Genomic DNA, 26,101 nt, shown 5'->3' on the forward strand with positions numbered 1-26,101 from the left:
ATCACTCCCTAAACGATATTTCATAGAGTTCATGATTGTTCATTCGCCGCCAGCTACTGGCGCTGCCTGGTATTGCCACGGGTTCAGAGGCGATCAGCGTGCAACCGTCCTGTTGCCGAAAATGCATCGTAAAATAGTCGGGCCAGGGAGTGTCGTGCGGATACCACTGCCACGCCCAGGCTTTATCGCGGGTGACGAAGATGGCATTGCCTGCGCTGCCGCCCGGCTCAATCTGCGCCATCTTTGTGCGCAGATAGTCGCGGGTGAAATCGGCGGGCGTGGTCTGATCCACCAGATAGCGCAGATATTCTTCGGAGTCGAAGCGTGATTCCGCCAGACCGAGCTGGCGGTAAATGGTCGGCAGAAAGCCGTTGTGCATCATGTACCACTGATGTCCGGCGCTGTTGCGCCACAGCGGATGAGAAAATTCCAGTCCCTGATTTTTGCTCAGGGTGGCGTGGCGCACATGCACGGCCAGAAACCGGCTGCGGAGGCGATCCACATCAATACCCGGCAGGGCATCTGCGAACGGGCCGGTACCGTGCAGGGTCCGAATCTCGCCTTCTTCCAGCCACAGGCAGCCCCAGCCGTTGGGATGCGATTTAATCGGGCCATCGTGTTCAGCACTTTCACCGCAGCTCATGACGCGTGCCGCTTCCAGTATCTGTGCGCTGTCGAACTGGCCATGCGCCAGAATCATCCTGCACATACTTTGTCTCTCCCTGCTGTGACTGACTGTGCGGCAATCACCTGCTGAAACACGGTCATAATGGGCTCACGCGTGGAGGCCGTCAGGCTGAACGTCGCCAGAATGCCTGCGTGACGGGTCAGATCGGCATAAAGAGAGGAGCGGGGTGAAATCTGCAAGGCAGGTAATCTGAGTGTTGGCAACAGCGCGCCCTGCTGATGCTGCTCGATCCAGCGTTCGGCCGCCAGCAGCTGCGCCGGTTGGCGCAACCGCAGCTGACCAGCAGCACCGGGGGTGGTGAAGGCAAAGGCGGGCATAGCGTCGCCCGCCTCCAGCCGGAAGGTGACTTCCGCCCAGTTAATGCCCGTCGTCGCCTGCACCAGGCTCGCGACGCCCATGCCGGAGAGCCGGAACCCCATCTCCAGGAAATGCGGCACGCCGTTAACCACAATAAAATCGATATGAAACGCGCCCTGACGATAGCCAAAGGTTTCACAACAGAACGTCATCAGACTGCTGAACGAGGGTGGCAGTGCCGCCGCCGCCAGCGCCACATGCCCCGACTCATAAAAGCTGACGCAGCCTTCGCTGTCCCGGTGCTGCTCAATCACTTTCTGACAGCAGGTCAGCGCCAGGGGATGGCCCTGATGCACCACGCCCTGCAACGAAAACTCATCGCCGATCAAGGCACTTTCCACAATAAAGCCGCTGAAGCCGCGTCCGCCGTAGTTCATGGTCTGCACCAGCTGCTTTACCACGCTGTGCAACTGATCGGCGCATTCAATCAGCCAGATGCCCAGCCCGCCGCCGCCATCCACCGGTTTCACGACGCAGGGATAGATCAGCGCCTGTTCAGCATCAAGAATGCTGAGCGGCGAGGCGAAAAAGCGGAACTCCGGCTGCGGAAAGCGCGGCCAGGCTTTTTTCAGCGCCATGCGCTGCGCATATTTGTCCAGCGGAATAAAAGCGGCGGGCGCGTCCGGCCCGGCCAGCATCTCGCGCAGCCGTCCGGCACTGGCGTTGTAGGCTTCAAAGCCCGCCAGCACCACCAGCGGATGCGCCAGTAAACCGGCGTGCAGATAAGCCTGCATCACCGCCCACGGATTCTCAGGGCGATCGAGGCGAATGATCAGATCAAACGGCAGCGACAGGCTTAATGACTGGTAATCGACAAAATCACCCATTTCCGCCAGCACGGTGAAATAGCCATCGCGCTTCGCCACTTCGCAGTACGGGTTCTGGCCGTCGCGAGGGGCGCCAATTTGCAGGAAAATCTTTTTCATCGCCTCGCCTTACCGGATTAACGCCCGGAAATGATTTCTGTCACGATGTCGTTGAGCACACCGTTATTGACCTGAATCACCGCTTTGTGGGGATCGAAACGCAGAACGCGTGACAGCGGATCGCTGCTTTTACCCGCCAGCAGCGAACTGACCGGCTGACGCTGCCAGCAGTGCCGCATCTGCGTCAGCGTCAGGGCAGAGAGCTGCGTTAGCTGCTGTGCCAGCGCGGGGTCCTCGTGGCGTTGCTCAAGCAGATCACGGATGGCATCCTCTTTCAGCGCAATCTGCTGCTGCGACAGCCACTGTCCAAGCTGCTCTCCCTGTGCCAGGAACGGTGAGTAGATCATGCAGATCAGCTGGTCTTCGCTAAGATCAAACGCCTGCAGGGCGAACGCGGCTGCACGCTGCCGCTGCTGCTGAATGGCGTGGTCGTCCTGATAGCGTGCCGCCATCTCATCAATCAGCTGTGGCGGAAAATCTTTCTTCACCATCAGCCCCAGCGCAAAGCGCACATATTCGCGGATCCCTTCGGCATAGTTGCGCTGCAGCAGCGTCTCTGCCCGCAGCCCGCGCAGGTGAGCCATCAGCGTCGGATTACCGCAGTCGGATTCAGAAAAGCTGAACATGAGTTCATCAAAGCGGAAGCGCATAAATTCGGTGAGCAGCGCCCAGTGCGCGCCCGCTTCATAAGCGGTGTCCTGATAGATGTTGAAAAACAGCGGATCGCGGGCCAGCTGGTGGGTGATGCGGTGGGCGGGCGTGAGCTGATCGGTGCCGTAAACATCGCTGAAGTAGCGCTCAGCCACCCCGTCCAGCGTCTGAAGAAATCCGCTGAAGCCGCGGCTTTTACTGGCGACGGGCGCATCAAACAGCCGCGAGAGGTGCCGCGCCCAGGCGACATAGGCGGCCTGCTCCTGTGGCGAGTCGCCGGTCATAATCAGATCGACGCCGCCGTTGTAGTCTGCCGCCAGGCCAAAGGAGTTCACCATGCTGAGATTACAGGCGTTGCAGAAGGTTGAACGCGCATCGGCGCGAAAGCGATGGCCATTCATCAGCACGTCATGGCGGTTCTGCTGCCGCACGCTCTCCGGCATCGGCAAATCACGGGCAAACGGCCGGATCAGCAGACCATCCACCACCAGACATTCCGCCCGCTCATCGTCATGCATCGCCAGCGCCTGGTAAACGCGATGGATGTTCTCCATCACGCTCTGGTTCATTGCCGCATGACGGTTAGTGCTGACCCGCAGAGAGAAAGTGCTGCCCTGCTGCTGCCAGATCAGCCCCTGAATGTAACGCACGTAAGCCACCATGTAGCTGCTGTCTTTTCCACCGCCATAGGCAAGCAGCACACGGTTGTTCTCCAGCTGCCGCTTATCCGGTAGCGCCGCCAGCAGGCGGGCGGAGCAGCGCTGAGCCGACTCAACAATTGCGGGTGACAGATACGCGTCAATCTCCTTCATCATGGCGGGCAAATTATTCATTTTTCACGTTTTCCTCAGGTGAACAGCATCACTTTGTGGCTTTCAGCCCTGCGGTTGCCGGGGGTCAGCGTGCCGTTTAGCGTCATGAATAATTAAGAGATGCAGCCTAAAGTACTTTGAATGTACTCTGTTGAATATGCACAGATCAGCGCGATATGGGGTGGAACAGATGGCCGATGTTATCGGGGAACAGGCAAGTCAGAACAGTCGTTACCGCCAGATAGCAGAACAGATCAAGCAGGCCATTCATGCCGGTTCGCTGGCACCCGACAGCCGTCTGCCGTCGGTGCGCACGCTGGCGACGCAGTACAATGTCAGCCTCACTACCGCCCTGAAAACATTGCGCACGCTGGAGGATGAGCGCTACGCCATTGCCCGTCCCAAATCGGGCTTTTTTGTCGCCCCGCTGCGGCCTTCATCGCATCAGCTGCCCGCCGTCAGCGAACAGCCGCGTGCCATTGCGCCGCTTGATGAGCAGACAGAACTGCATCTGGCGATGCTCGGCTCCGACTGCCGGGTGCGTCTCGATCTGGCCAACGGCGACAGCGCGCTCTATCCGGTCAAACGCATCGGCCTGCTGATGCGCCAGATGGGCTACAGCAAACCGGCCCTGCTCGGGAATACCGTCAAGGGCACCGGCTATGCGCCGCTGAAAACAGAAATTGCCCGCCGCGCAGTGGGTTATGGCTGCAATATCAGCGCCGACGATATTCTGATTACCAACGGCTGCATTGAGGCGATTTCGCTGTCGCTGCGCGCCACCACCCAGCCAGGCGACGTGGTAGCGGTGGAGTCACCCTGCTATTTCGTGCTGCTGCAAATGCTGCATAACCTGAATTTACGGGTGATTGAAGTGGAAGCCGGGCCGGAAGGGTATGTGAATATCGCGAAGCTCACCGGGCTGTTTCAGCGCAAGGCGGTGCGGGTTTTTCTCACCCTGTGCAACGTCAATAACCCGCTGGGCAAGAGCATTCCCAACGAGCATAAAGCCTATATTGCCCGGCAGGCGGATGAAAACGATGTGGTGATTATTGAGGATGATATTTTTGGCGATACGGCCTTTGGTGAGCGTCGCCCCTTCCCGATGCGCGCCTTCAGCCCCAACGCCATTCTCTGTAGCGGCTTCTCTAAAACCGTGGCACCGGGCATTCGCATTGGCTGGGTTCACAGCGTCAACTACATGCGCAAAATCGCCTCACTGAAATACACCTCGACGATGGGCACCTCCGTGCTGTCACAGGCGGCGGTGGCGGAACTGCTGCGAAGCGGCGGCTACGATGCTCACCTGCGCAAATTACGGCGTGAACTCGCGAGGCAAATCCGTGAAATGCGTCAGTCGGTGCTGCGGGAATTTCCGGCGGGAACCCGGGTGTCCGATCCGGAAGGCGGCTATGTGCTGTGGGTCGAGATGCCACCAGGGGCGCTGAACGTGCGCGAGCTGTTTCTGAAAGCACGCAACGCAGGTATCGGAATTGCACCCGGCCACATTTTTGCCACCGATCAGCGCTACGATCACTGTTTCCGGCTCAATGCCGGTTTCGGCTGGAATGCAGAGGTTGAACAGGCGATTCAGCAGCTGGCACAGTGGTGCCAGCGCTCCTTAACCGATCCGCAGGATTAGCTGTCGCGCCAGGCGTTCTCAACCTCTTCTGCCAGAATCTGCACCGCCCGCTCGATGTTCTCTGCATCCGGTACGTAGTTCATCCGCATGCATTGATGCGTGTGCGGCCACGCCTGCTCCAGCCCCGGGAAGAAGAAGTGGCCCGGCACCATCAGCACGCCGCGCGCTTTCAGTCGCTGATAGAGCGTTTCGGTGCTAACCGGCAAATCGCGGAACCAGAGCCAGAGGAAAATCGCCCCTTCCGGCTTGTGGATCAGGCAGCGCTCTTCCGGCAGATAACGCCGCAGAATCGCAATGGTCTGCTGCACCTTCTGCTGATAGAACGGCTTGATCACCTCTTCGGAGAGCCGCAACAGATCGCCGCGACAGATCATCTCATTGGCGATGGCCGGGCCGATACTGCCGGGCGCCAGGCTGATGATGCCGTTCATGTTGCTCAGCGCAGAGATAGTCTTCTCGTCAGCGATAATAATGCCGCAACGCGCACCGGGCAGGCCGAGCTTAGACAGGCTCATGCAGAGAATGATGTTGGGATTCCACAGCGGACGCACGTCACTGAAGATGATGCCGGGGAACGGCAGGCCATACGCGTTATCGATCAGCAGCGGCACGTCATGCTGCTGTGCCAGCGCATCAAGCTGCATCAGCTCATCATCGGTGATCACGTTGCCGGTAGGGTTAGTCGGGCGCGATACGCAGATCAGGCCGACATCATCGTTCATCGGCAGATGCTCGAAATCAACATGATATTTAAACTGACCTTCCGGCAGCAGCTCAATGTTCGGCTTCGCCGACACAAACAGCGCCTCTTCCAGACCCGCATCCGCATAGCCAAGATACTCGGGTGCCAGCGGGAACAGCACCCGCTTTTTGCTGCCATCAGCCCGGCGACCAGCGTACAGGTTAAACAGATAGAAGAAGGCGCTCTGGCTGCCATTCGTCAGGGCGATGTTCTGTGCCGTAATCGGCCAGCCAAACTGCTCGCTCAGCAGCCCGGCCAGTGACGCCAGCAGCGTCGCCTTGCCACGCGGACCGTCGTAATTGCACAGCGCCTCGCTGAGTTTGCCTTCCTCATGCATCTGCTGCAGCAGCTGCTGAAAGTAGTCGTTCATGGCCGGAATTTGCGCCGGATTGCCGCCGCCCAGCATGATGGTGCCAGGCGTGCGCAGGCCCGCGCCCATATCTTCCATCAGACGTGAGATGCCGGAATGTTGGGTAAATTTGTCGCCGAACTGAGAAAAGGACATAGCGGTTAAATATTTGTGATAGCGAATCGGGGGTCCACCATAACGCCCGCCATCGGCGGGCGCAATGGAAAGGCGTGGGGATTACTTCAGCGCCTGCGGGTTCACGCAGTTTTTTTCGACGCTGCCGCCAAGCGCAGCGATAAGATTCTCAACCGCATCCTGCATCATGCCGTAGCGGGTTTCATGGGTGGCGGAACCGATGTGCGGCAGCGTGACCACGTTGGGCAGCGACAGCAGCGGAGAGTCGGCAGCGACCGGCTCCTGCTCAAACACATCCAGCCCGGCGGCATGCAGTTTGCCCGCCTGCAGCGCGGCGATCAGCGCCTTCTCATCCACCACTGGCCCGCGACCGGCGTTGATCAGCACCGCATCGGGCTTCATCAGTTCCAGTTCGGCAGCGCCGATCAGATGATGCGTCTCTTCTGTCAGCGGCAGGCTGATGCAGACGAAATCACTCTGCTTCAGCAGCGCCTCCAGCTCGCAGCGCTGGGCGCCAAAGCGCGACTGCGCCTCTTCATGTTCGCGGCGGGCGTTGTAAAGGATGTTCATGCCGAAGCCAAAGTGCGCGCGCTGCGCCAGCGCCATGCCGATACGTCCCATGCCGAGAATACCCAGCGTTTTATGGTGCACGTCGATGCCGAACTGTGCCGGACCAATGCTCTTCTGCCAGTTGCCCGCTTTAACCCAGGCATCCAGCTCCGGCACCCGGCGCGCCGTGCTCAGCACCAGTGCCATCATGGTGTCGGCCACGGTTTCGGTCAGCACGGTCGGGGTGTGCATCAGTACCACATGACGCTGATTCAGTGCATCAACATCAAAATTGTCGTAGCCCACAGAGACACTGGAGCAGACGCGCAGGTTAGGCATTTTCGCCAGCAAATCGCCATTCACTTTACCGCCCGATCCCAGCAGACCTTCTGCCTGCTGAAATACCTCAGCGTGCTGCTGCTGGCTTTCCGGCGAAAGATCGCTGATTTCCGTCACGTCACACTGTTCAGCCAGGCGCGCATAGAGATCGTCAGGCAGTTTTTTATAAAGAATTACAGCGGGTTTCATTCGGTGGCTCCCGGTCAATAAGTAGCGGGCGGCTTGCAGGCCGCCCGGAGAAACAGAGGTTAACGCTTTCGCTTTCAGCCTGCTTTCCTGGCAAATGCGATGGGCGCTGACACCGGTAGCAAAGCCTCGCGGAGCAACACCCTTCAGCGTTTACGCTTTCAGGCCGGTTTCGCACCCTGCAGCGGCGGTGCTTTGTTCTGCGCCGGTTTCACAATCAGCGTCAGCCACACCGAAACCAGCAGGGCCGATCCCATGAAGATGTAAGACGCCGACGGGCTGCCGGTGGCACCATTAAGATAGCCGACAATCCATGAACCGATGAACGACCCCAGCGCACCCATGCTGTTGATCAGCGCCATCGCGCCACCGGCAACATTGCGTGGCAGCATCTCAGGAATAATGGCGAAGAACGGTCCGTAAGGCGCATACATTGCGGCACCGGCAATCACTAACAGCGTGTAGGACATCCAGAAATTATTCGACCCCACCAGATAAGAGCCGAGGAAGGCCAGCGCGCCCACCAGCAGCAGCGGCCAGACGAACAGCTTACGGTTCTGGGTTTTGTCCGACGCCCAGGAGACCACCACCATCGCAATGGTCGCCGCCAGATAAGGGACGGCTGAGAGCCAGCCCGCTTCAACCATGCCCATCTGCGTGCCGTTGCGCAGAATCGACGGCAGCCACAGCACAAAGCCGTACACACCGATACTCCAGGCGAAATATTGCAGGCAGAGAATGATGACGTTGCGGTTACGGAACGCTTCACCGTAGTTACGCACCGCCTTGATGTTTTCCTGCTCTTTCTGCAGTTCCGCCTGCAATGCCGCTTTCTCAGCGTCGCTCATCCAGCGCGCCTGTGCGGGTTTATCCTGCACCAGGAACCACCAGGCAATCGCCCAGATCACCGCCGGAATCCCTTCGAAGATAAACATCTCACGCCAGCCAAATGATTCAATCAGATAGCCCGACACCACCGACATCCACAGTACCGTGACCGGATTTCCCAGAATCAGGAAGGTGTTGGCACGGGAACGTTCCGATTTGGTAAACCAGTTGCTGATATAAATCAGCATCGCAGGCATCACCGCGGCTTCCACCACGCCCAGCACAAAGCGAATAGCCGCCAGCATGGGAATGTTGCTGACTACGCCGGTCAGCGAAGCGCAGCCACCCCACAGGATCAGGCAGCCGAAGATCAGTTTTTTCACGCTGCGGCGTTCGGCGTAAATCGCACCCGGGATCTGGAAAAAGAAGTAACCCAGGAAGAACAGCGCACCCAGCAGCGAGGACATGCCTTTGGTGATGCCGAGATCGTCATTAATCCCGGCAGCAGAAGCGAAGCTAAAATTTGCACGATCGAGATACGCCAGGCTGTAGGTGATAAACACGATGGGCATGATGAACCACCAGCGTTTTGGCGCGATTGTCTGCTTTTTCATCGGGAACTCCTGTGTCTGTAGAGGGGCGCGAACTACACGTCGCCCAGTTGCTGACGCGTCGGCAGACCTTCGCTGTCACCAATGACCTGAATTGCCATCGAACCAATTTTATTGCCACGACGAATCGCCTGCGGCAGCGACTGACCTTCCAGCAGGGCGCTTATCACACCAACGGCAAAGCCGTCACCGGCACCGACGGTGTCCACGACATTGTCGACTTTCACCGCCGCAACCTGACCCTGTTCGCCCTGTGCGGTTTTATACCAGGCACCGTCACAACCGGTTTTGATCACCACGGCTTTCACTCCCCTGTCGAGATAGAAATCCGCGATCGCTTCCGGCTGACGATAGCCCGTCAGAATCAGCCCCTCTTTTTCACCCGGCAGTACACAGTCGGCATACTCCGCCAGCAGATTGAGCTGCTTACGCATCTCCTCTTCGCTGCGCCACAGCACCGGCCGCAGGTTAGGGTCAAACGAAATGGTTTTACCGCGTGCGCGCATCTCTTTGGCGGTGTGCTTCAGCAGTTCCAGCGAACTCTCTGACAGCGCCGCCGCCACACCGCTCAGATGCAGATGACGCGCCGAGCCAAAATAGTCCGCATCAAAATCATCAACCGACAGATGGCTGGCGGCAGAGCCTTTACGGAAATATTCCACCAGCGGATCCGAGCCGTCATCAACTTTTGACTTGAGCTGAAAACCGGTGGGATAGCGCTTATCAACCGTTACGCGGGCGTGGTCGACACCCTCTTTTTCCAGCTGCTGGCAGATAAACCGGCCAAAAGCGTCATCGCCGATACGGCTGACCCAGCCCACTTTCAAACCAAGACGGGCCAGGCCGGTCGCCACATTGAGTTCAGCGCCCGCCGCGCGTTTAACAAAGGTCTCTGCTGCGGCGAGGTCGCCGGTTTCACGGGCGATGAACATCGCCATCGCTTCACCGATGGTGACAACATCAAGCGGACCGTTGTGATGCATAGTGTGATGCGTCGTCATCTTCACTCCTTACACGTTACGCAGCAGCGACACATAGTGGCGTGTCACCGCAGTCAGATCGTCGCCTTCCAGCGGAAACTCAATACCGCGCGGCGCGCGGGCGGGCAGCTGTTGCAACAGGGTGCGCCAGTGGTCGTCAGCCTCATCCAGCGCAATCGCACGGAAACTGTCATGATGGGGCACTGCGGCTTTGACATGCACATAGCCTACCTGCGCAGCCAGCTGCTGTGCGGCCTCGTCGGCGTTTTCGCCGGTCCAGCACCAGTTACCCATATCAAAGGTCATGCTGATCGGCAGTCCGGCCTCCCTGACCGCCGTGAAAAACGCGACGGACGGTGCCAGGCGGCCCTGTTCGGTCTGGTCATTTTCCACCGTCAGCTGAAACGGCAGATCCGACAGCTGCGCCTGCAACGTTTCGCCAGGCAGCACGCCCGGGAAGTCTCCCAGCGCCAGCTTCAGCCGCTGAGCGTTTAGCTGGCGTGCTTCTTCAACGTAGTGGGTTATGCGTGGATTGATTTCGCCGCCGTCACAAAACAGCGTATCCGGCACGGAATAGCTGGCCTGCAACTGATGCTCAGCTATCGCCCCGGCCAGCGCAGGCAGATCGGCCAGCGCCGCGTCATCAAGCAGTTCGCGGCGGATTTCGACCCCGTCAGCGCCCGCCTGCTGGATAATCGGCAAGAGCGCACGCTGACCGCCGAGTGCGGCAATCTGTGCGTGGCCATAAGCGGCGGTCACCACGATGATGTCAGGTTTCATGTTCTACTCCACGGCAGTCTTCTGCCCATAACGAATAGAAAAACCCTAAATGGAACCGGTTCCAAAGCAAAGCAGCAATCTGTGAAATTATGATCGTGCTCACGAAGCGAGCACGTAAACGGAAGGTTAAATCTGAAATTCAGGCGAGAGGCTGGCTGGAGCCGCGAACAATCAGTTCGCCAGAGAATACCTGCTCAGCAACGGGTAATTCGCTGCCCTCGATGCGTGCAATCAATCGCTCCAGCGCGCTAAAGCCAATCTGCCACGTCGGTTGTTTCAGCGTGGTGATCCCGACCCCGGCCAGCGCTGCCCACTCCAGTTCGTCAAAACCGAGCAGGCCGATATCACGGCCCCAGTGCAGGTTAAGGCGTTGCAGCGATCGCGCAACCTGCAGCGTCAGTGCTCCGTTGGCGACCATTACCGCACAGCGTTTGCCGCTGTACTGCTGATGGAAGGCCAGCAGCGCCTGGTCCAGTGCGGCGGGCTGATGCAGCGGCACTTCCACATTCTCATGTTCAACCTGCGGATGCGCCGACAGCAGCTGGCGGAAAGCCTGCAGACGCTCGCGGCGTGTGTTAACACTGCCCAGTGGCTCACTGAGAAACAGCAGGGCGTCATAGCCATTGTCGACCAGATGGCGGGTGGCCGTTTCGGCTGCTTCCGCATTGTTCAGGCCCACCACATCACAGGGGAAGTCAGGAATTTTGCGGTCAATCAGTACCATCGGCAGCAGGGACTGTTGCAGATGGTTCAGCACCTCTTCACGCATCCCGACCGCGTTAACCACGATCCCCTCTACCTGATAGCTGCTCAGCAGTTGCAGATAATGCTGCTCAAGATCCACTTCATTGTTGGTGTTACACATCAGCAGCGTGAAACCCTGCTCCCGGCAGGCGGCTTCAATGCCGCTCATCACATCAACGGAATAGGGATTGGTGATATCGGCGATAATAAGCCCGATGAGTCGGGTCCGTCCGCGCTTCAGGCCGCGCGCCATCTGGCTCGGACGATAGCTGAGATCCGCAATGGCCTGTTCAATCCGCGCTTTTAAATCGGCAGAGAGCAGATGCAGTTCCCCATTGAGGTAGCGTGAAACGCTGGTTTTACCGGTTCGTGCCGCGTGAGCAACATCGCTGATGGTGGCGCGAGGCGGCCTGATTTTCATGAGATATCCTGCGAAATTAGAAACCAGGCAGAGACTAGCACAAGCGAAGCCTGGCGCAAAAAGTGCTACGCCGGTAATTGCAGCCAGGGTTGCCACAGGGTCTGTAACGTTTCTGGCGGTGCGCCATTGATCAGTTGCATGACCATTTCAGCCACCTGTTCACCGGCCTGATGCGGTGTTGCCTGGCGAATCGCCGCAATGGGGTGATCGAGAATCGCATCCCGCGGCAATCCCTCCCAGCCCGCCAGCAGAATGGCCCGCTCCCCCGCAGACCGTCCCGCCTGTTGCAGTGCCAGCGCGGCGCCTTCAGCCAGGGCGGCGCAGTCGGTGATAATCACTTCCGGCGCGGGTTCCTCTGCCAGCCACTCACGCGTCTGGTGATAGCCCGCGCGGCGCGACGCTGGGACCGCCGCCATCGCATAAGGCGCAACGTCCCCCAGCGCCGTCAGATACCCCTGACGCCGGTCGCGCACCCGCGTGCTGTTCTCATTGCTGCCAAGCCAGGCTATCCGCTGCCGTCCCTGCGCCAGCGACCAGCCCACCGCCAGTTGTGAACCGGCAAAGTGATCAACATCAAACCAGGCGTAGGTGGATGGCAGATTGCTGCGGCCCAGCGCCAGAAAACGAAAGCTGGTCTGGAGCAGTGCATGAAGCCGGCTGTCTTCCGGCGTGGTGTGACCGACGATCAGGGCATCGACCGCCCCACTGCGCAACAGGCGCGTCAGGGTCGCCTGACTCTGCTGTTGCTTATCCGCCAGCAATAGCAGGTTGATTTCATGGCGGGCAAGGTGATGATCCAGCGCCAGCAGCATGTCGCTGAAGTCGCTGCCACTCAGGGAAGAGTCAATAACCGGATAAACGAGCCCCACTGCGTTAGCGCGTCCGGTTTTCAGACGCCGGGCCGCCGCATTAGGCCGGTAGCCGCGCCGCTGCGCTTCCTCTTCAATGCGTTTACGCGTCTCCTGAGCGACATCCTGGTAACCGTTGAGGGCGCGGCTGACAGTGGTGACGGAAAGGCCTAAAACTGCAGCGATGGCTTTAAGAGACATGGGACAAGTCCACTGATCAATTTTTGATCAGACTACCATAAGGCCTCTGCTGGCTCTATCTGCAGAGACATTACTGGCGCCTTTAACGTGAAGCTTTACAGAAAAGGCACGCCCCCTGACGGGGGCGACCGCGATTATCCCAGCGGGGTGAGCGTGATTTCAACACGGCGGTTTTGCGCTTTGCCTGCTTCCGTGCTGTTGCTGGCAACCGGGTTATCCGGGCCTGCACCCTGCGTGCGCAGGCGATCGCTGGCGACACCCTGCACGATTAACGCACTGGCGACGCTTTCAGCACGCTGCTGTGACAGACGCATGTTCAGCGCACGGGTGCCGGTGCTGTCGGTGTAACCCACAACGTTTACCGCTGTTTTCGGATACTCTTTCAGCACCATTGAAACCCCGGTCAGGGTGTTCGCACCGGCAGGTTTCAGACTGCTGCTGCTGGAGTCGAAGGTGACATTGTTTGGCATATTCAGGACGATGTTATCGCCATTACGGGTCACGCTGACGCCGGTTCCGCGCATCTTGTCGCGCAGTTTGGCTTCCTGCACGTCCATGTAGTAACCCACGCCACCGCCCAGCGCCGCGCCGCCTGCGGCACCAATCAGCGCACCTTTACGACGATCTTTCTTCGACGAAGAGAGCACGCCGACACCGGCACCCACTAAGGCCCCCAGGCCCGCGCCAACGCCTGACTTACCCGCCTGCGATTCGCCGGTGTAAGGATTGGTGGTACAGCCTGGCAGGGCCAGACTGCCGCTTAATAACAAGGTGATGGCGATTAATTTCTTCTGCATTTTTGTTCCCTTACATTCGACACACAGGGAAAAACCTTTCCCATAAGTGGCACGATTATGCCGCCTGGTGACCGGGAATGTAGTACGGAAAAATCCTGATTTACCGGGAATCACCCCTTTTGATTGTCAGGGTGGCAAAAACAGTTGCTCTGATGATCGTTTATCAGCCCGCAGGCCTGCATAAACGCGTAGCAAATTGTAGGGCCGATGAATTTGAAACCACGCTGCTTTAGCGCCTTCGAGAGCGCAACGGCCTGCTCTGAGGTGGTGGGTGCCTGACTGTAATCCGGGTAACGGTGAACAATTTGCACGTTATCGACAAACTGCCAGACGAAGTGACTGAAATCCTCGCCTTTCGCTTCCATCTCAAGAAAAGCGCGGGCATTCGCGATAATGGCCGCGATTTTACCCGCGTGGCGGATAATGCCGCTGTTGCGCATCAGCGCGTCGATGTCGGCAGCATGCATCTGCGCAATAGACTGCGGATCAAACTGATGAAACGCAGCCCGATAATTTTCGCGCTTTTTCAGCACGGTAATCCAGGATAATCCCGCCTGCTGTCCTTCCAGACAGAGCATCTCAAACAGCGCACGGGGGTCTCTCTGCGCCACGCCCCACTCCCTGTCGTGATAAGCCAGATAGAGAGGGTCCTGCGTTACCCAGCCACATCGTTGCATCGTTTTTCCTTTAATCACGAGAATATTTTAGCGGTCCGCTTGATCTTAGAATTAATCGGTTGATAGTTAAACGATCAGCGGTTAAATATCAGAGACGGGCCGAACATTTAATTAAGACGCCGGATAATAACTTCAGCCGTGCCTGGAGAAGCGATGTTGCCGAGAAGCGGTTGGAAAGGTCTGCGGACCTGCTGTGCTTTAGGGCTGTTACTCTTAACGCAACCGACGTTTGCCCGCGGCGGCACCTCTGCGCCTCAGCACGCTGACTTTCTTCCCGACTACGACACGATTCTGGCGGAGAAGATCGCCCTGACCCCACTTGCCTTCAGCGATGAAAGCCGTGCCCTGTTTGAAGCGGCAATCAACTCACCCACCGCGTCCCCCATCGCCCTGCACAGTGAAACCGGCAGCACAGGCACCACCCCGCTGGGAAAACGCTATCGGGCGGGCGTTGACCTGCCCATTGCCGGGTCATTGACTACCGGACCGGTGGCGCAGTATGCAGTCGATCCGCAGCAGATGAACTGTCTGCAATGTGACTACAGCGATCAGCAGAGCCGTGAGCAGAGCGCCAGTGTAGGCTGGCGCATCGATTCGCAGCAGGGATGGATATCCCCCTGGGCGCAGCTGAGTTATTACTATCTGGTGGCGGACACGCCGCAGACTCCCCGGCGCGAGGTAACGAACGGCTCGGATCAGTCCGACGGCATCGACCTGAGCATCGGTGCGCAAATGCCCCTGAACGCGAATCTGGCGGCTTTTGCCGCATTTTCACAAAACGAAGCGCTGAATAATCAGGCGCAGCAACTTTACACCTTTGGCTTCAGCGCCAGTTTCTAGCGGGGCATAAAAAGAGAAAGGGAATCGGGTATTTAAAATATAATGAGTCCGCTAATCATTATACTGGTAACAAAATGCGCAACGATTTGACAATTATTGGCCACGAAATAGCGGTCTTCCTGCTGGCAGCCCTGGTTCTCGCGTTAACGATCGTCCCCGTCTACATTGATGTGGCCTGGATGAACGACGCGCTGCACGAAACCTCTTTTACCGAAACCACCCAGGAAATCATGCTGGCGATGACCGCCGCCCTGTTTTTCATTGCGGCCCGCCGCCGTCCCGCCCAGCGCGGCGCACTGACCTTAGTCGCAGGCTTTTACAGCTGTATGCTGATTCGGGAACTCGACTTCGTTTTTGATACCATCCAGCACGGCAGCTGGATCTGGTTTGCGCTGGCCGTCACGGCAGGTTCGCTGGCCGTTTCGCTGCGCACGCCGAAAAAAACCGTGCATGCGCTGGCTGCCCTCGTGCAGCACCGCAGCTGGCCGGTAATGGCCTCCGGCTTTCTGGTGGTGCTGGTCTTCTCACGACTGTTCGGTATTCATGCGCTGTGGCAGCATCTGATGCTGGGAGATTACAACCGCGTGGTGAAAAACATGGCCGAAGAGGGCACCGAGCTTCTGGGATACAGCCTGTGCTGGCTCGCCTCGGTTCGCTATTTATGGCAGACCCGTCCGGCCGCCGCTGTCGTCAGCGAGCGTGCCACCGACTCTGCACCGGCCCGCCACATCCCCTCTCCGGTCACCTCGCACTGATCCGCAGTCTTGCTTTTTAAGCGATCCGCACTCTTAAAACAGGTACAATAAATACTTCTGCGCTGGCGACAGGTTCCCGGCGCAAGGTGTTCGTTAACCTCAGGTCTTTTCATGTCAGCTAAAATCTTAACTTCAACGCTCATTGGCCTGGATGCCTTCCGACAGGACCCGCTGACTGCCCTGCAGCAGGCAGAAAAGGGTACGCTGGCAGTGTTAGATAATTATGCGCCGGTGATGTACGCCATCACCCCGGCGCGTCTGGCTGAGCTGCTGGCGCTGGAAGCCGCCGCACGGCAGCCGAATGATGTGGCGCTGGATGACAGCCTGTATGACGATGCGCCCGCCGCGATCCACACACCGGCAGGCAAGTTCGCGATGTATCAGGGCTGGCAGCCGGATGCCGATTTTACGCGCCAGGCTGCCATCTGGGGCGTGGCGCTGGGTGAACCGGTTACGCCTGGCGAGCTGGCGGCCTTTGTCGCCTACTGGCAGGCAGAAGGCCGGATGTTCCATCATGTACAGTGGCAACAGAAGCTGGCGCGCAGTATTCAGATGAACCGTGCCGCAAATGGCGGGCAACCGAAGCGTGACATCACGCAGTTGCCTGATCCTGACCGTACCATTCCCGATGGTTTCCGAGGTGAATGATGAAAACGCCAGATGATCTCTTTAACCGTCTGAAAAGAATGATGCCTGCGGGCACCCGCCCTAAATTTGCCAATGGCGAAGAGCTGCTGGCGTGGAATCAGGAGCAGGGCCGCCTGCGATCAGAGGCGATTGTGCGTGAGAACCGCGCCATGAAAATGCAGCGCGTGATGGGCCGTTCCGGCATTCGCGAGCTGCACATGAATTGCTCCTTTGATAATTACCGGGTAGAGAACGAGGGACAGCGCAAAGCGCTGGAGCTGGCACGTCAGTATGCCGCCGAATTTGATGGCAGCATCGCCAGCTTTGTCTTCTCAGGCCGTCCCGGCACCGGTAAAAACCACCTGGCTGCCGCGATCGGTAATGACCTGATCCTGCGCGGTAAAAGCGTACTGATTGTCACAGTCGCCGACCTGATGTCGAGCATGAAAGGCACCTTCAGCGGCAGCAGCGGCATCACCGAAGAACGGCTGATTCAGGATCTCAGCAGTGTTGATCTGCTGGTGATTGATGAAATCGGTATGCAGAGCGAATCGCGCTACGAAAAGGTGATTATCAATCAGATTGTCGATCGCCGTTCTTCGTCGAAGCGCCCGACCGGCATGTTATCCAACCTCGACCATGCAGGCATGAATGCGCTGCTGGGCGAACGCGTGATGGACCGTATGCGCCTGGGCAACAGCCTGTGGGTGCGTTTCGACTGGGAAAGCTATCGCAGTCGGGTGCGTGGCGACGAATATTAACCCGCCATTGCCGGGCACCTTATTGCCATCAGCTATCCAGCCTCTGCCTTTCCACCCTGCCCGGCGCAGCCGGACGCACAGCAGCGGTGGCCCACGTTGAGCCACCGCCGCTGCCAGTAATCCCGGCAGTCATCCGGCGATCTGATCGCCGTCACGATCTCAGCCACAGGCGATCGGGTTGTGTGAAACAGCCCGCAAAAGTGTGGGATGACGAATACGCCGGGGCTGATACACTCAGTTATTACTCCTCAGTTGGGTGAATCCGTGATGAAAACGAACGGCAAAGGCCCTGCACTACTGCGCCTGAATAATCAGAAACGGGTGATGAGTCAGCTGCGTAAGCTGCGTGTGACGTCGCGTCAGGATCTGGCGGAGGCGCTGACCCTCAGCAAAAACACGGTCTCATTAATCATTGATGATCTGCTGGAACAGGGTCTGATTGAGGAGCTGGGCCCGGTCAGCGTCGCGGCCGCCGGGCGGCCCAAAATCGGGATAACCCTGCGGCCGGAAAAGCTTAAGAGCGCCGGCATCATGGTAGAACGCAACGTGATTCACTGGCGGGTATGCGACTACTTTTCACAGGTGCTGGCTGAAGCGACGCTCCGCACCGATACCAGTAACCCGACCCGCCTGCTGGCTGAACTGGCCATGCTGTGCCGGGAACTGATCGAACATTATCCCGATCTGCTCGGCATTGGCCTTGGCTTCCCCGGTATCGTCGATCCCCGGCGCGGCTGGATGCATATTTCTTTGCCGCTGGAATGGCAGGATGTTGATCTGCTGACCACACTGCGCAAGCACGTCCGTCTGCCCATTCGCATTATGAACAACGTTAAAGCTGCTGCACTCCTGGCTGTTGAGCAGCGTGGCCTGTCGGCGGAGAGCGGTCACTTTTATCTGCGTATTTCCGAAGGGATAGGTGGCGCACTGGTACAGCAGGGGCAGGTATTTACCGGGCACAGCTGGACGGCGGGCGAGGCAGGACATCTTGTTGTCCAGCCTGAAGGACCACGTTGCAGCTGCGGCCGCCGGGGGTGTCTGGAAGTGCTGGTCAGCAAGCCCGCAGTGAATCAGCAGCTGGCGCAGCGTCAGCCTGGCCTGAACTGGCAGAACCGCGACAGCGCGCCGCGCGTCGTGGATGAGGTGATGGCGCAGGCAGGGGGCTATCTTGGCGCGGCGCTGAGTCAGATTATGCTGCTGCTCAATCCCGCCACCATCATCATTGATTGTCCGTGGAACGCCAGTGAGCGCTTCTGCAAGGCGGTGCGCGATACGGCGCATGGCAACGCGCTGGCCTTTACCGCCGCGCATACCCAGCTGCACTTCCCGGAAAACCGGATTGATCCGGCTAACGGGCTGGCGCTGGCGGTACTGGAGCAGAGTGAGCAGCGGGTGTGATGTTAGAAAACGTTATTGGCGGCTACCCCAATGAAATATTTTTTTCAATCTAAGTGATAACCGCCAAGCTTTGCACTTCTATTTATATTTTTATACTAGATTGCTATATAGTTGCAGATTGTTTCGATGTGATGTTGCATAGAAAATTGCTTAACTTGACCTAGCCCAGGAAAATGTCTGCGTAAATGAAGTTTACTGAACTCACGCAGACCTAATGTATCATCAAAGAAACCGGGGTAAGTTTGATGATGTACTACGAGTTTTTCTAGAGCTTGTTGGAATTTACCTGTTTGATTCGATGGGGTACCATCATCGATTGATGAAAAATGTTTGATAGACATTGCATCAAATTCATTACCATCCAAATAACTTGCATGAATAGTAACCACATATGCAGGACCACCAGATTCAGCATAATCTGAACCCGCAATATTAAAATCCCCAAACCCTATTACTGAATCGTGGATACCTTTATATCTGACATGTAGGTCAGAGAAGTAAGAATTTGATGGATAATCAGCATTCCTTTTTTTCTTTTTAAAAGGATCATTCATTAGTACAATGTTAGATAATTGCTGTAGTACTATCTTTGGAGAACCTTCGGGAATGATATTAATAGAAAATTCACTTAGCCGGGAAAGTAAATCTCGGCTTACTCCACTTTCGACATATGATGCTTTTTCTCCATCTATACGATTTCTTAACCTATCGAATTCATGAATGTTATCAATATATTTAACACATGGTATGAAAGATATATCTTTAATTCCATATAATTCATCAATAAATTTGTCCGTCTTTCCTTTGAGTTTTCCTATCTCTGAGTTGATAATAATAATTGGCTTAATATTTATCTTATTCAAAGACTTAATCGTAGTCTCAAGTTGCTTAGTGCTTTCTCGAACGGGCTCAATAACTGGTCTGAAATGGCTGCTTTGTAAAACAGCGGATAGTTCTCTTAATGCTGTAAGCTCGAACTGTTTACCTCTGAGTAAAGGGAAGTACATATGTCATCCTTTTCAATGTAGCTTGATAGTATTTTGGTCAGTGATCTCTGACGAGACTGAGTGATACTAAAACTAATTGGTGAAGATTTTAGTGATCTAGGTAGCGTATTAATGAAGCTAATATCATTTTCTCTATGAGTTTTTATTGATTCACGGAAGTACTTTCTTAAGGTTTGAGATTCGGTCTTCTCAAAGACATTGAGGCAAAAATTATATATATCCATATTTGGAAGATCGATTCTAATCCCAGTTATTTTTTCAGCCATGTACTTGTACTCAGCAACTCTCATAGAACTAATCATTAGCTTTGGATTTATTTCTGAATCGATGACTAAAGCAGGCTTTATTTCATCCAGCCTATTTTTTTCTGTTAATTGAATGATCCCAACAGATGCTGGAATGATAAGCCTTATTTTTTCCAAGTGAGTTTTAGCCGCCACAACATAAACCTTGTCGAATAAATTAACATAGGAGTTTAATTGCTCAGGAAGCCTCTTTAAATTATCTAATTCCGTTTTTATTTCATAGCAAATTGATAACCCGTTAAGTATTACGCAATCTGCTTTACTTGTACCAACTCTAAACTCAGAGAGCATTACAGATTCATTTTTCTTATGTTTTTTCAAAAACACTTCATTTGCTATGATGTTTTTGAAAAAATACTCTGATTTATATTCACGAGAAAGCTTTCTAAAAGCAATGTCGAATATTTCTGAAACCTTAACAGGAAAAAATTCAGGAGTTAAAGTATTCGCAGCTAACTCATGGAGTAAGGAAAAGTCACCATCTGCAACAGCATTTATAGCCTGACTCGTGAATAGTTGTCCGATATCTCTATATTTCTTCATTTTAACATCAATCTCGCTGGTAAACCTTTAGTCAAAAAAACAGCATGAGCAAACGTTAAGATTAGCGTAATTTGTCTGATACTCTCAAGACTAATATGTAAGCAACATAGAGAGTCCTAACTCAAACTTTTTCATGCTTAACTCGTGCTTGTAACCTATTATCTCTAGATAAACGTGAGGGAGATAGTTATGTGACTGTCTGTGGATGATAATTAGCGAACGCTCAAAGAAGCCATGCATACATCCCCATTTTAATATTTTTACTCAGCTGCGGCCTGCCTTCTACCCACTTTTAAGGCATGCACATTAAAGCCTCACAGTAAACAACCTCACCCCTACAACACATTCTCGCCATAATGCTGGCGATACTCTTTCGGCGTGGTGTCATAGCTTTTGCGGAACACGGAGTAGAAATATTGCAGGGAAGGATAGCCGCACATCTGTGAGATCTCGTTGATGTTGAGCGACGACGACGCCAGCAGTTCGCGGGCTTTTTCCAGTTTTTCGCGGTGGATCATGGCATGAATGGTGTCGCCGGTCTCATCGCGAAAGCGTTTTTCCAGGTTAGATCGCGACAATCCAACCGCATCCAGTACCTGCTCCACTTTAATGCCCTTACAGGCGTTGAAGCGGATGTAGTGCATCGCCTGAATCACCGCCGGATCGCGCAGCGAGCGGAAATCTGTCGAGCGCCGGGCGATAACTTTTACCGGCGGCACCAGAATGCGCTGAAGCGGCAGGGGCTGCTTATCCAGCAGCCGATGCAATAGCTTGGCCGCCTGATAGCCCATCTGTCGTGAGCCCTGCGCCACGGACGAGAGCGCCACGCGTGACAGATAGCGGGTCAGCTCCTCATTATCAATCCCGATCACCGTAAGCTTCTCCGGCACCGGTATTTTCAGGTGTTCACACGCCTGCAGCAGGTGCCGCGCCCGCGAATCTGTCACGGCGATAATGCCGGTTTGCGGCGGCAGCGTCTGCAGCCAGTCGGCGAGCCGGTTCTGGGCATGCTGCCAGTTTTCCGGCGCGGTCTCCATGCCCTGATAAACCACGCCCTGATAGCGCTCGCGCCCCACCAGCTGACGGAATGCCTGTTCCCGCTCCTGTGCCCAGCGCTTGCCGCTGGAGGCCGGTAAACCATAAAAGGCAAAGCGGTTGATGCCCTTCTCTTTCAGATGCAGAAAGGCCTTCTCCACCAGCGCGGCGTTATCCGTGGCGATGTAATGCACCGGAGGGTAATCTTCCTGCCGATGGTAAGAGCCGCCAACGCCGACAATCGGCACTGAGACATTCGACAGCAGACTTTCGATGGAGCGATCGTCGTAATCAGCAATCACCCCATCGCCCAGCCACTCACGGATGTTGTCGATGCGGCAGCGGAAATCCTCTTCGATGAAGATATCCCAGTCCGTCTGCGACGCCTGTAGATACTCACCGACGCCCTCCACAACCTGGCGGTCATACACTTTATTGGCGTTAAACAACAGCGTAATGCGGTAACGTTTATCATGCATAGTGGCGCGTTCCCTTAAATCCTCAGCGCATTGCATAACACGGCTGAAAGGGGCGAAAAAATTGTTTGCGCCACAATGTGATCGCCCGCGCGATTACACCCGACGCCGCGTTGCGGTATCCATCCACACCGCCAGCAGCAGGATCGCGCCTTTGACGATGTACTGCCAGAAGGTCGGCACATCCATCATGCTCATGCCGTTATCCAGCGAGGCCATGATAAAGGCTCCCATCACCGCGCCCGCCACCGACCCCACGCCTCCCGCCAGGCTGGTGCCGCCAATGACGCAGGCGGCGATAGCGTCGAGCTCGGCGATGTTGCCCGCCGACGGCGAGCCTGCGCCCAGCCGCGAACTGAGGATCAACCCGGCAATCGCCACCATCACACCGTTGATGGCAAAGACCGCCAGTTTGGTGCGCGCCACGTTAATACCCGAGAGGCGCGCAGCATCAATGTTGCCGCCGATAGCATAAATACGCCGGCCAAAGGCGGTGCGGGTGGCCATAAACATGCCCGCCAGCAACAGCACGGCCAGCAGCAATACCGGGGTCGGCACACCGCGATAGTCGTTGAGCAGCCAGATGGCACCCAGCACTAAGATTGCGGTGATCGCCTGACGCCCCACAGTACCGCTGGCTGCGCCCTGCGGCAGCCCGAGCTGCTGACGACGCAGGCGTAACCGCCATTGCCACAGCATAAACAGCGCCAGACCGGCAACGCCAAAGCCAAAACCCACCCCGCCCGGCAGATAGCTCTGACCAATCTGCGACATGCCCGGCGTAATCGGCGCAACCGTGGTGCCATCCGTAATCCCGACCAGAATGCCGCGGAAAGCCAGCATTCCCGCCAGCGTCACGATAAACGACGGCACTTTACGGTAGGCCACCCACCAGCCATTCCAGGTGCCGAGCAGCAGCCCCATCACCAGCGTCACCACGATGGTCAGCGGCAGCGGCCAGCCGAGCCAGACGTCAAATATCGCTGCTGCGCCGCCCAGCAGGCCCATCATGGAGCCCACTGACAGGTCGATCTCCGCCGAGATAATCACGAACACCATGCCAACCGCCAGGATGCCGGTGATCGCGGTCTGACGCAGCAGGTTGGAGACGTTACGCGCACTGAGCCACGCGCCGTCGGTGGTCCAGGTAAAGAACAGCGCAATCAGCACAATCGCGCCCAGCATCACCATGACCTGCAGATTGGGCAGCGTGAACCTGCCCGGTGACGGTTTGCCCGGCGTGCCGGTAAGGCGGCTTTGGGTACTTTCACTTTTAAGCATAATGTTCACTCCGCAGGGCAGCTTCCATCACCTGCTCCTGAGTCAGGTTATCGTTAATCAAATCGGCTTTGATCTGCCCTTCATGCATCACCAGCACCCGATCGCTCAGGCCCAGCACTTCCGGTAGCTCAGATGAAATCACAATCACCGCGATACCCTGCTGCACCAGCGCATTGATCAGCAGGTAGATCTCCTGACGTGCGCCCACATCAATACCGCGTGTGGGTTCATCCAGGATCAGGATTTTGGGATTAAGCAGCAGGCACTTCGCCAGAATCGCTTTCTGCTGGTTGCCGCCACTTAACCGTCCAATCGGCAGTTCTGATGAGGAGGTTTTGACCCGCAGCCGGCTGATCGCATCATTAATCGCCTGCTGCTCCTGCGCTTCATCGAGGGTAGAGAGCCGGTGGCTGAACTGGTCCAGCGCCGCCAGGGTAATATTTTTGCCCACCGCCATCAGCGGCACGATGCCATCCTTTTTGCGATCTTCCGGCACCATCGCGATGCCATGCGCAATGGCGGCGCGGCAATCGGTGATGCTGACCTGCTGGCCATTGACCCGGATATCGCCCTGCCAGCGCCCTGGCCAGACGCCAAACAGGCACTGCACCGTTTCGGTCCTGCCCGCCCCCACCAGCCCGGCGATGCCAAGAATTTCACCGCGTCTGAGCGTGAATGAGACGTTGTTGACGCGGCGGATGTGGCGGTTGATCGGATGCCAGGCGGTAAGGTTATCGACGCTGAGTATCACATCGCCAATCTGATGCGGTGCGTGAGGATAAAGCGCGGTCAGCTCGCGTCCGACCATCATGGTGATGATGTCATCTTCGCTCATGCCCGCCGCCGGACGGGTGGCAATGTGCTGACCGTCGCGGATCACGCAGATGGTGTCGGAGATCGCTTTAACCTCATTCAGCTTGTGGGAGATATAGATGCAGGCGATGCCGTGTTCACGCAGATTACGGATGATGCCCAGCAGCACATCGGTCTCCTGCTCGGTCAGGGATGAGGTTGGCTCATCCAGAATCAGCAGCCGGACCTGTTTGTTGAGGGCGCGGGCGATCTCAACCAGCTGCTGCTGGCCCAGGCCTAACTCACCCACCCGCGTCGCCGGAGAGACGTTCAGCCCGACCCTCGCCAGCAGTTGCTGGCAGCGCAGGGTCATGGATTCATCATCCACGATGCCGAAACGGCTCAGTTCGGCACCGAGGAAGATGTTCTCCATCACCGTGAGTTGCCGCACCAGCGCCAGCTCCTGATGAATAATCACAATGCCTTTGCGCTCGGTGTCGCGAATGGTCTGCGCCTGAATCTCGTCGCCAGAGAAGTGAATCTGCCCGTCAAAATCGCCGTGCGGATAGAGTCCGCACAGGATTTTCATCAGCGTCGATTTGCCCGATCCATTCTCACCGCACAGCGACATCACTTCGCCTGCCTCCAGCTGGAGGCTGACATCATTCAGCGCCTTTACGGCACCAAAACGCTTGGTGATGTTTTTCATTTCCAGCAGCATCGACTGTTCTCCCTCACGCTATGCGCGGTCAGAGTTCGCTCTGTTTGTGGAAACCGTCTTTGACCACGGTGCTTTCGATATTGTCTTTGTTAACCGGAATCGGCTTCAGCAGCCGTGATGGCACCTCTTTCAGGCCGTTATTGAGCTTGCTGTTGCTGGCGGGTGTTTTGCCATCGCCCAGCTCGACGGCAATCTTCGCCGCTTCGGTGGCCAGTTCGGTGATCGGTTTGTAAACCGTCATGGTCTGAGTGCCCGCTTTGATACGCTTAATTGCGGCCAGGTCAGCATCCTGACCTGAGATTGCCACTTTTCCTGCCAGCCCCTGAGCACTCAGGGCCTGAATCGCACCGCCTGCGGTAGCATCGTTAGAGGCCACGACCGCATCAATATGGTTGCTGTTAGCGGTCAGGGCGTTTTCCATAATTTTCAGGGCATTTTCTGGCAGCCAGGCATCGACCCACTGATCGCCGACAATTTTAATGCTGCCTTTATCAATATAAGGTTTTAACACTTTCATCTGTCCGGCGCGGAACAGACGGGCGTTATTATCCACCGGCGATCCGCCCATTAAAAAATAGTTACCCTCAGGCACCTGCTTCACAATGCTTTCGGCCTGCAATTCACCGACTTTTTCATTATCGAAAGAGATATAAAAATCGATGTCAGCATTATTTATCATCCGGTCATAGGCCAGCACTTTAATGCCTTCCCGTTTCGCTTCAGCAACAACGTTACTCAATACCTGACCGTTGTAGGGAATAATCACCAGCACATCGACACCGCGGTTGATCATATTTTCAATCTGCGACATCTGTGTTTCTTCGTTGCCATTGGCTGACTGAACAAACACCTTAGCGCCCAGCGTCTCTGCCTGTTTAACGAAAATATCGCGGTCTTTCTGCCAGCGCTCAAGGCGCAAATCGTCAATTGCCATGCCGATCTTCACTTCTTTTGCCGCGCTGGTCTGGCTGAACAGCGCCAGTGCCGCGCAGGCGGCGAACAGTGCATGTTTCATCTTCATTGTGATCATCCTGTAGGTGGAGGCTATTGTTATCGCAGGCCGATAAACCAGGCGGATGAATTGTTGCCCTTCTTTTCCTGTTGCAGCAATTACTGATTTTTATCTGGCTATTATGTTTTTTAGTTTATTTCTTTTTTTATGAGCGCGATCGAGGTTTCATCTTTTTCGGACAAGAGAGTGGCAATGAAAAACCGACAGGTAAATAACAATATTTTGCGAGCCAGCGCACAAATAATAATTATCTGACACCGGTAATGAAATATCGTAATTGAGCCG

General features: G+C 56.2%; 24 protein-coding genes. 6 read left to right on the top strand and 18 right to left on the bottom strand.

Translation table 11 applies throughout. From position 1 onward, the window contains the following. Position 1: 1 nt before the first annotated feature. Genes N5J69_RS16870 through N5J69_RS16880 form a run of 3 tightly spaced genes read right to left on the bottom strand, consistent with a single transcriptional unit; the run spans position 2 to position 3,455 of the window. The gene (locus N5J69_RS16870) at positions 2-709 is read right to left on the bottom strand and encodes a class II glutamine amidotransferase (protein WP_279771743.1); all 708 of its coding nucleotides are present in this window, start codon (positions 707-709) and stop codon (positions 2-4) included. Next, positions 697-1,971 (bottom strand): ATP-grasp domain-containing protein, encoded by a 1,275-nt coding sequence (locus N5J69_RS16875; protein ID WP_279771744.1) that lies wholly within the window; start codon positions 1,969-1,971, stop codon positions 697-699. Before N5J69_RS16875 ends, N5J69_RS16870 begins: the two co-directional genes overlap by 13 nt. A 17-nt stretch (positions 1,972-1,988) precedes the next feature. Further along, on the bottom strand, positions 1,989-3,455 hold the full coding sequence (locus tag N5J69_RS16880; protein WP_279771745.1) for a hypothetical protein: 1,467 nt from the start codon (positions 3,453-3,455) through the stop codon (positions 1,989-1,991). A 169-nt stretch (positions 3,456-3,624) separates the two neighbouring features. On the opposite strand from N5J69_RS16880, the gene N5J69_RS16885 reads away from it, so the two are divergent. Then, positions 3,625-5,076: a PLP-dependent aminotransferase family protein gene (locus N5J69_RS16885; RefSeq protein ID WP_279771746.1), complete on the top strand. Its 1,452-nt coding sequence runs from the start codon at positions 3,625-3,627 to the stop codon at positions 5,074-5,076. Here the strand turns inward: N5J69_RS16885 and N5J69_RS16890 are convergent. From N5J69_RS16890 to N5J69_RS16930, 9 genes are all read right to left on the bottom strand, one after another. After that, entirely contained in the window at positions 5,073-6,323 is a 1,251-nt protein-coding gene (locus N5J69_RS16890; RefSeq protein WP_279771747.1) for a valine--pyruvate transaminase, read from the bottom strand. The genes N5J69_RS16885 and N5J69_RS16890 overlap by 4 nt on opposite strands. 81 nt (positions 6,324-6,404) lie before the next feature. After that, the gene (gene ghrB / locus N5J69_RS16895; protein WP_279771748.1) at positions 6,405-7,379 is read right to left on the bottom strand and encodes a glyoxylate/hydroxypyruvate reductase GhrB; all 975 of its coding nucleotides are present in this window, start codon (positions 7,377-7,379) and stop codon (positions 6,405-6,407) included. A gap of 158 nt (positions 7,380-7,537) precedes the next feature. Next, a complete protein-coding gene (locus N5J69_RS16900; protein WP_279771750.1) occupies positions 7,538-8,818 on the bottom strand; it encodes an MFS transporter in 1,281 nt (426 codons plus the stop codon). 32 nt (positions 8,819-8,850) lie between these two features. Beyond that, on the bottom strand, positions 8,851-9,816 hold the full coding sequence (locus N5J69_RS16905; protein WP_279771751.1) for a sugar kinase: 966 nt from the start codon (positions 9,814-9,816) through the stop codon (positions 8,851-8,853). Between the two features lie 9 nt (positions 9,817-9,825). Continuing rightward, positions 9,826-10,575 (bottom strand): sugar phosphate isomerase/epimerase, encoded by a 750-nt coding sequence (locus tag N5J69_RS16910; RefSeq protein ID WP_279771752.1) that lies wholly within the window; start codon positions 10,573-10,575, stop codon positions 9,826-9,828. Positions 10,576-10,714: 139 nt separating this feature from the next. After that, positions 10,715-11,740, bottom strand: coding sequence for a LacI family DNA-binding transcriptional regulator (locus N5J69_RS16915; RefSeq protein WP_279771753.1), 1,026 nt, complete (start codon positions 11,738-11,740; stop codon positions 10,715-10,717). 65 nt (positions 11,741-11,805) lie between these two features. After that, a complete protein-coding gene (locus N5J69_RS16920; protein ID WP_279771754.1) occupies positions 11,806-12,789 on the bottom strand; it encodes a LacI family DNA-binding transcriptional regulator in 984 nt (327 codons plus the stop codon). Positions 12,790-12,923: 134 nt separating this feature from the next. Continuing rightward, complete coding sequence (locus tag N5J69_RS16925; protein WP_279771755.1) at positions 12,924-13,586, bottom strand: OmpA family lipoprotein; 663 nt, start codon at positions 13,584-13,586, stop codon at positions 12,924-12,926. Between the two features lie 110 nt (positions 13,587-13,696). After that, positions 13,697-14,263, bottom strand: a complete 567-nt coding sequence (locus tag N5J69_RS16930; RefSeq protein WP_279771756.1) for a DNA-3-methyladenine glycosylase I — start codon at positions 14,261-14,263, stop codon at positions 13,697-13,699. 153 nt (positions 14,264-14,416) lie between these two features. Here N5J69_RS16930 and N5J69_RS16935 point away from each other — a divergent pair, with 153 nt between their 5' ends. The 5 genes from N5J69_RS16935 (at position 14,417) to N5J69_RS16955 (ending at position 18,644) form a co-directional block, all read left to right on the top strand. After that, the gene (locus tag N5J69_RS16935; RefSeq protein ID WP_279771757.1) at positions 14,417-15,103 is read left to right on the top strand and encodes an autotransporter; all 687 of its coding nucleotides are present in this window, start codon (positions 14,417-14,419) and stop codon (positions 15,101-15,103) included. Positions 15,104-15,177: 74 nt separating this feature from the next. Continuing rightward, a complete protein-coding gene (locus tag N5J69_RS16940; RefSeq protein WP_279771758.1) occupies positions 15,178-15,858 on the top strand; it encodes a hypothetical protein in 681 nt (226 codons plus the stop codon). 111 nt (positions 15,859-15,969) lie between these two features. Further along, complete coding sequence (gene dnaT, locus N5J69_RS16945; protein WP_279771759.1) at positions 15,970-16,506, top strand: primosomal protein DnaT; 537 nt, start codon at positions 15,970-15,972, stop codon at positions 16,504-16,506. Then, entirely contained in the window at positions 16,506-17,246 is a 741-nt protein-coding gene (dnaC, locus tag N5J69_RS16950) for a DNA replication protein DnaC (protein ID WP_033734618.1), read from the top strand. The genes dnaT and dnaC overlap by 1 nt, the downstream gene beginning before the upstream one ends. Before the next feature lie 267 nt (positions 17,247-17,513). Next, positions 17,514-18,644 carry an ROK family transcriptional regulator gene (locus tag N5J69_RS16955; protein ID WP_279771760.1) on the top strand — a complete coding sequence of 377 codons (1,131 nt, stop codon included), beginning with the start codon at positions 17,514-17,516 and terminating at the stop codon, positions 18,642-18,644. 95 nt (positions 18,645-18,739) lie between these two features. Here N5J69_RS16955 and N5J69_RS16960 read toward each other — a convergent pair whose 3' ends face one another. The 6 genes from N5J69_RS16960 to xylF form a co-directional block, all read right to left on the bottom strand. Further along, positions 18,740-19,651: a sce7725 family protein gene (locus N5J69_RS16960; protein WP_279771761.1), complete on the bottom strand. Its 912-nt coding sequence runs from the start codon at positions 19,649-19,651 to the stop codon at positions 18,740-18,742. Further along, positions 19,603-20,499: a sce7726 family protein gene (locus N5J69_RS16965; protein ID WP_279771762.1), complete on the bottom strand. Its 897-nt coding sequence runs from the start codon at positions 20,497-20,499 to the stop codon at positions 19,603-19,605. The genes N5J69_RS16960 and N5J69_RS16965 overlap by 49 nt, the downstream gene beginning before the upstream one ends. A gap of 335 nt (positions 20,500-20,834) precedes the next feature. Next, positions 20,835-22,013 carry a D-xylose utilization transcriptional activator XylR gene (gene xylR / locus N5J69_RS16970; RefSeq protein WP_279771764.1) on the bottom strand — a complete coding sequence of 393 codons (1,179 nt, stop codon included), beginning with the start codon at positions 22,011-22,013 and terminating at the stop codon, positions 20,835-20,837. A gap of 93 nt (positions 22,014-22,106) precedes the next feature. Further along, positions 22,107-23,291, bottom strand: a complete 1,185-nt coding sequence (gene xylH, locus N5J69_RS16975) for a xylose ABC transporter permease XylH (RefSeq protein WP_279771766.1) — start codon at positions 23,289-23,291, stop codon at positions 22,107-22,109. Continuing rightward, a complete protein-coding gene (locus N5J69_RS16980; RefSeq protein ID WP_279771767.1) occupies positions 23,284-24,804 on the bottom strand; it encodes a xylose ABC transporter ATP-binding protein in 1,521 nt (506 codons plus the stop codon). Before N5J69_RS16980 ends, xylH begins: the two co-directional genes overlap by 8 nt. 28 nt (positions 24,805-24,832) lie before the next feature. Beyond that, positions 24,833-25,825: a D-xylose ABC transporter substrate-binding protein gene (gene xylF / locus N5J69_RS16985; RefSeq protein WP_279771768.1), complete on the bottom strand. Its 993-nt coding sequence runs from the start codon at positions 25,823-25,825 to the stop codon at positions 24,833-24,835. Positions 25,826-26,101 lie beyond the last annotated feature (276 nt).

The sequence above is a fragment of the Pantoea sp. GD03673 genome (genome assembly GCF_029844725.1).
GTDB lineage: Bacteria > Pseudomonadota > Gammaproteobacteria > Enterobacterales > Enterobacteriaceae > Pantoea.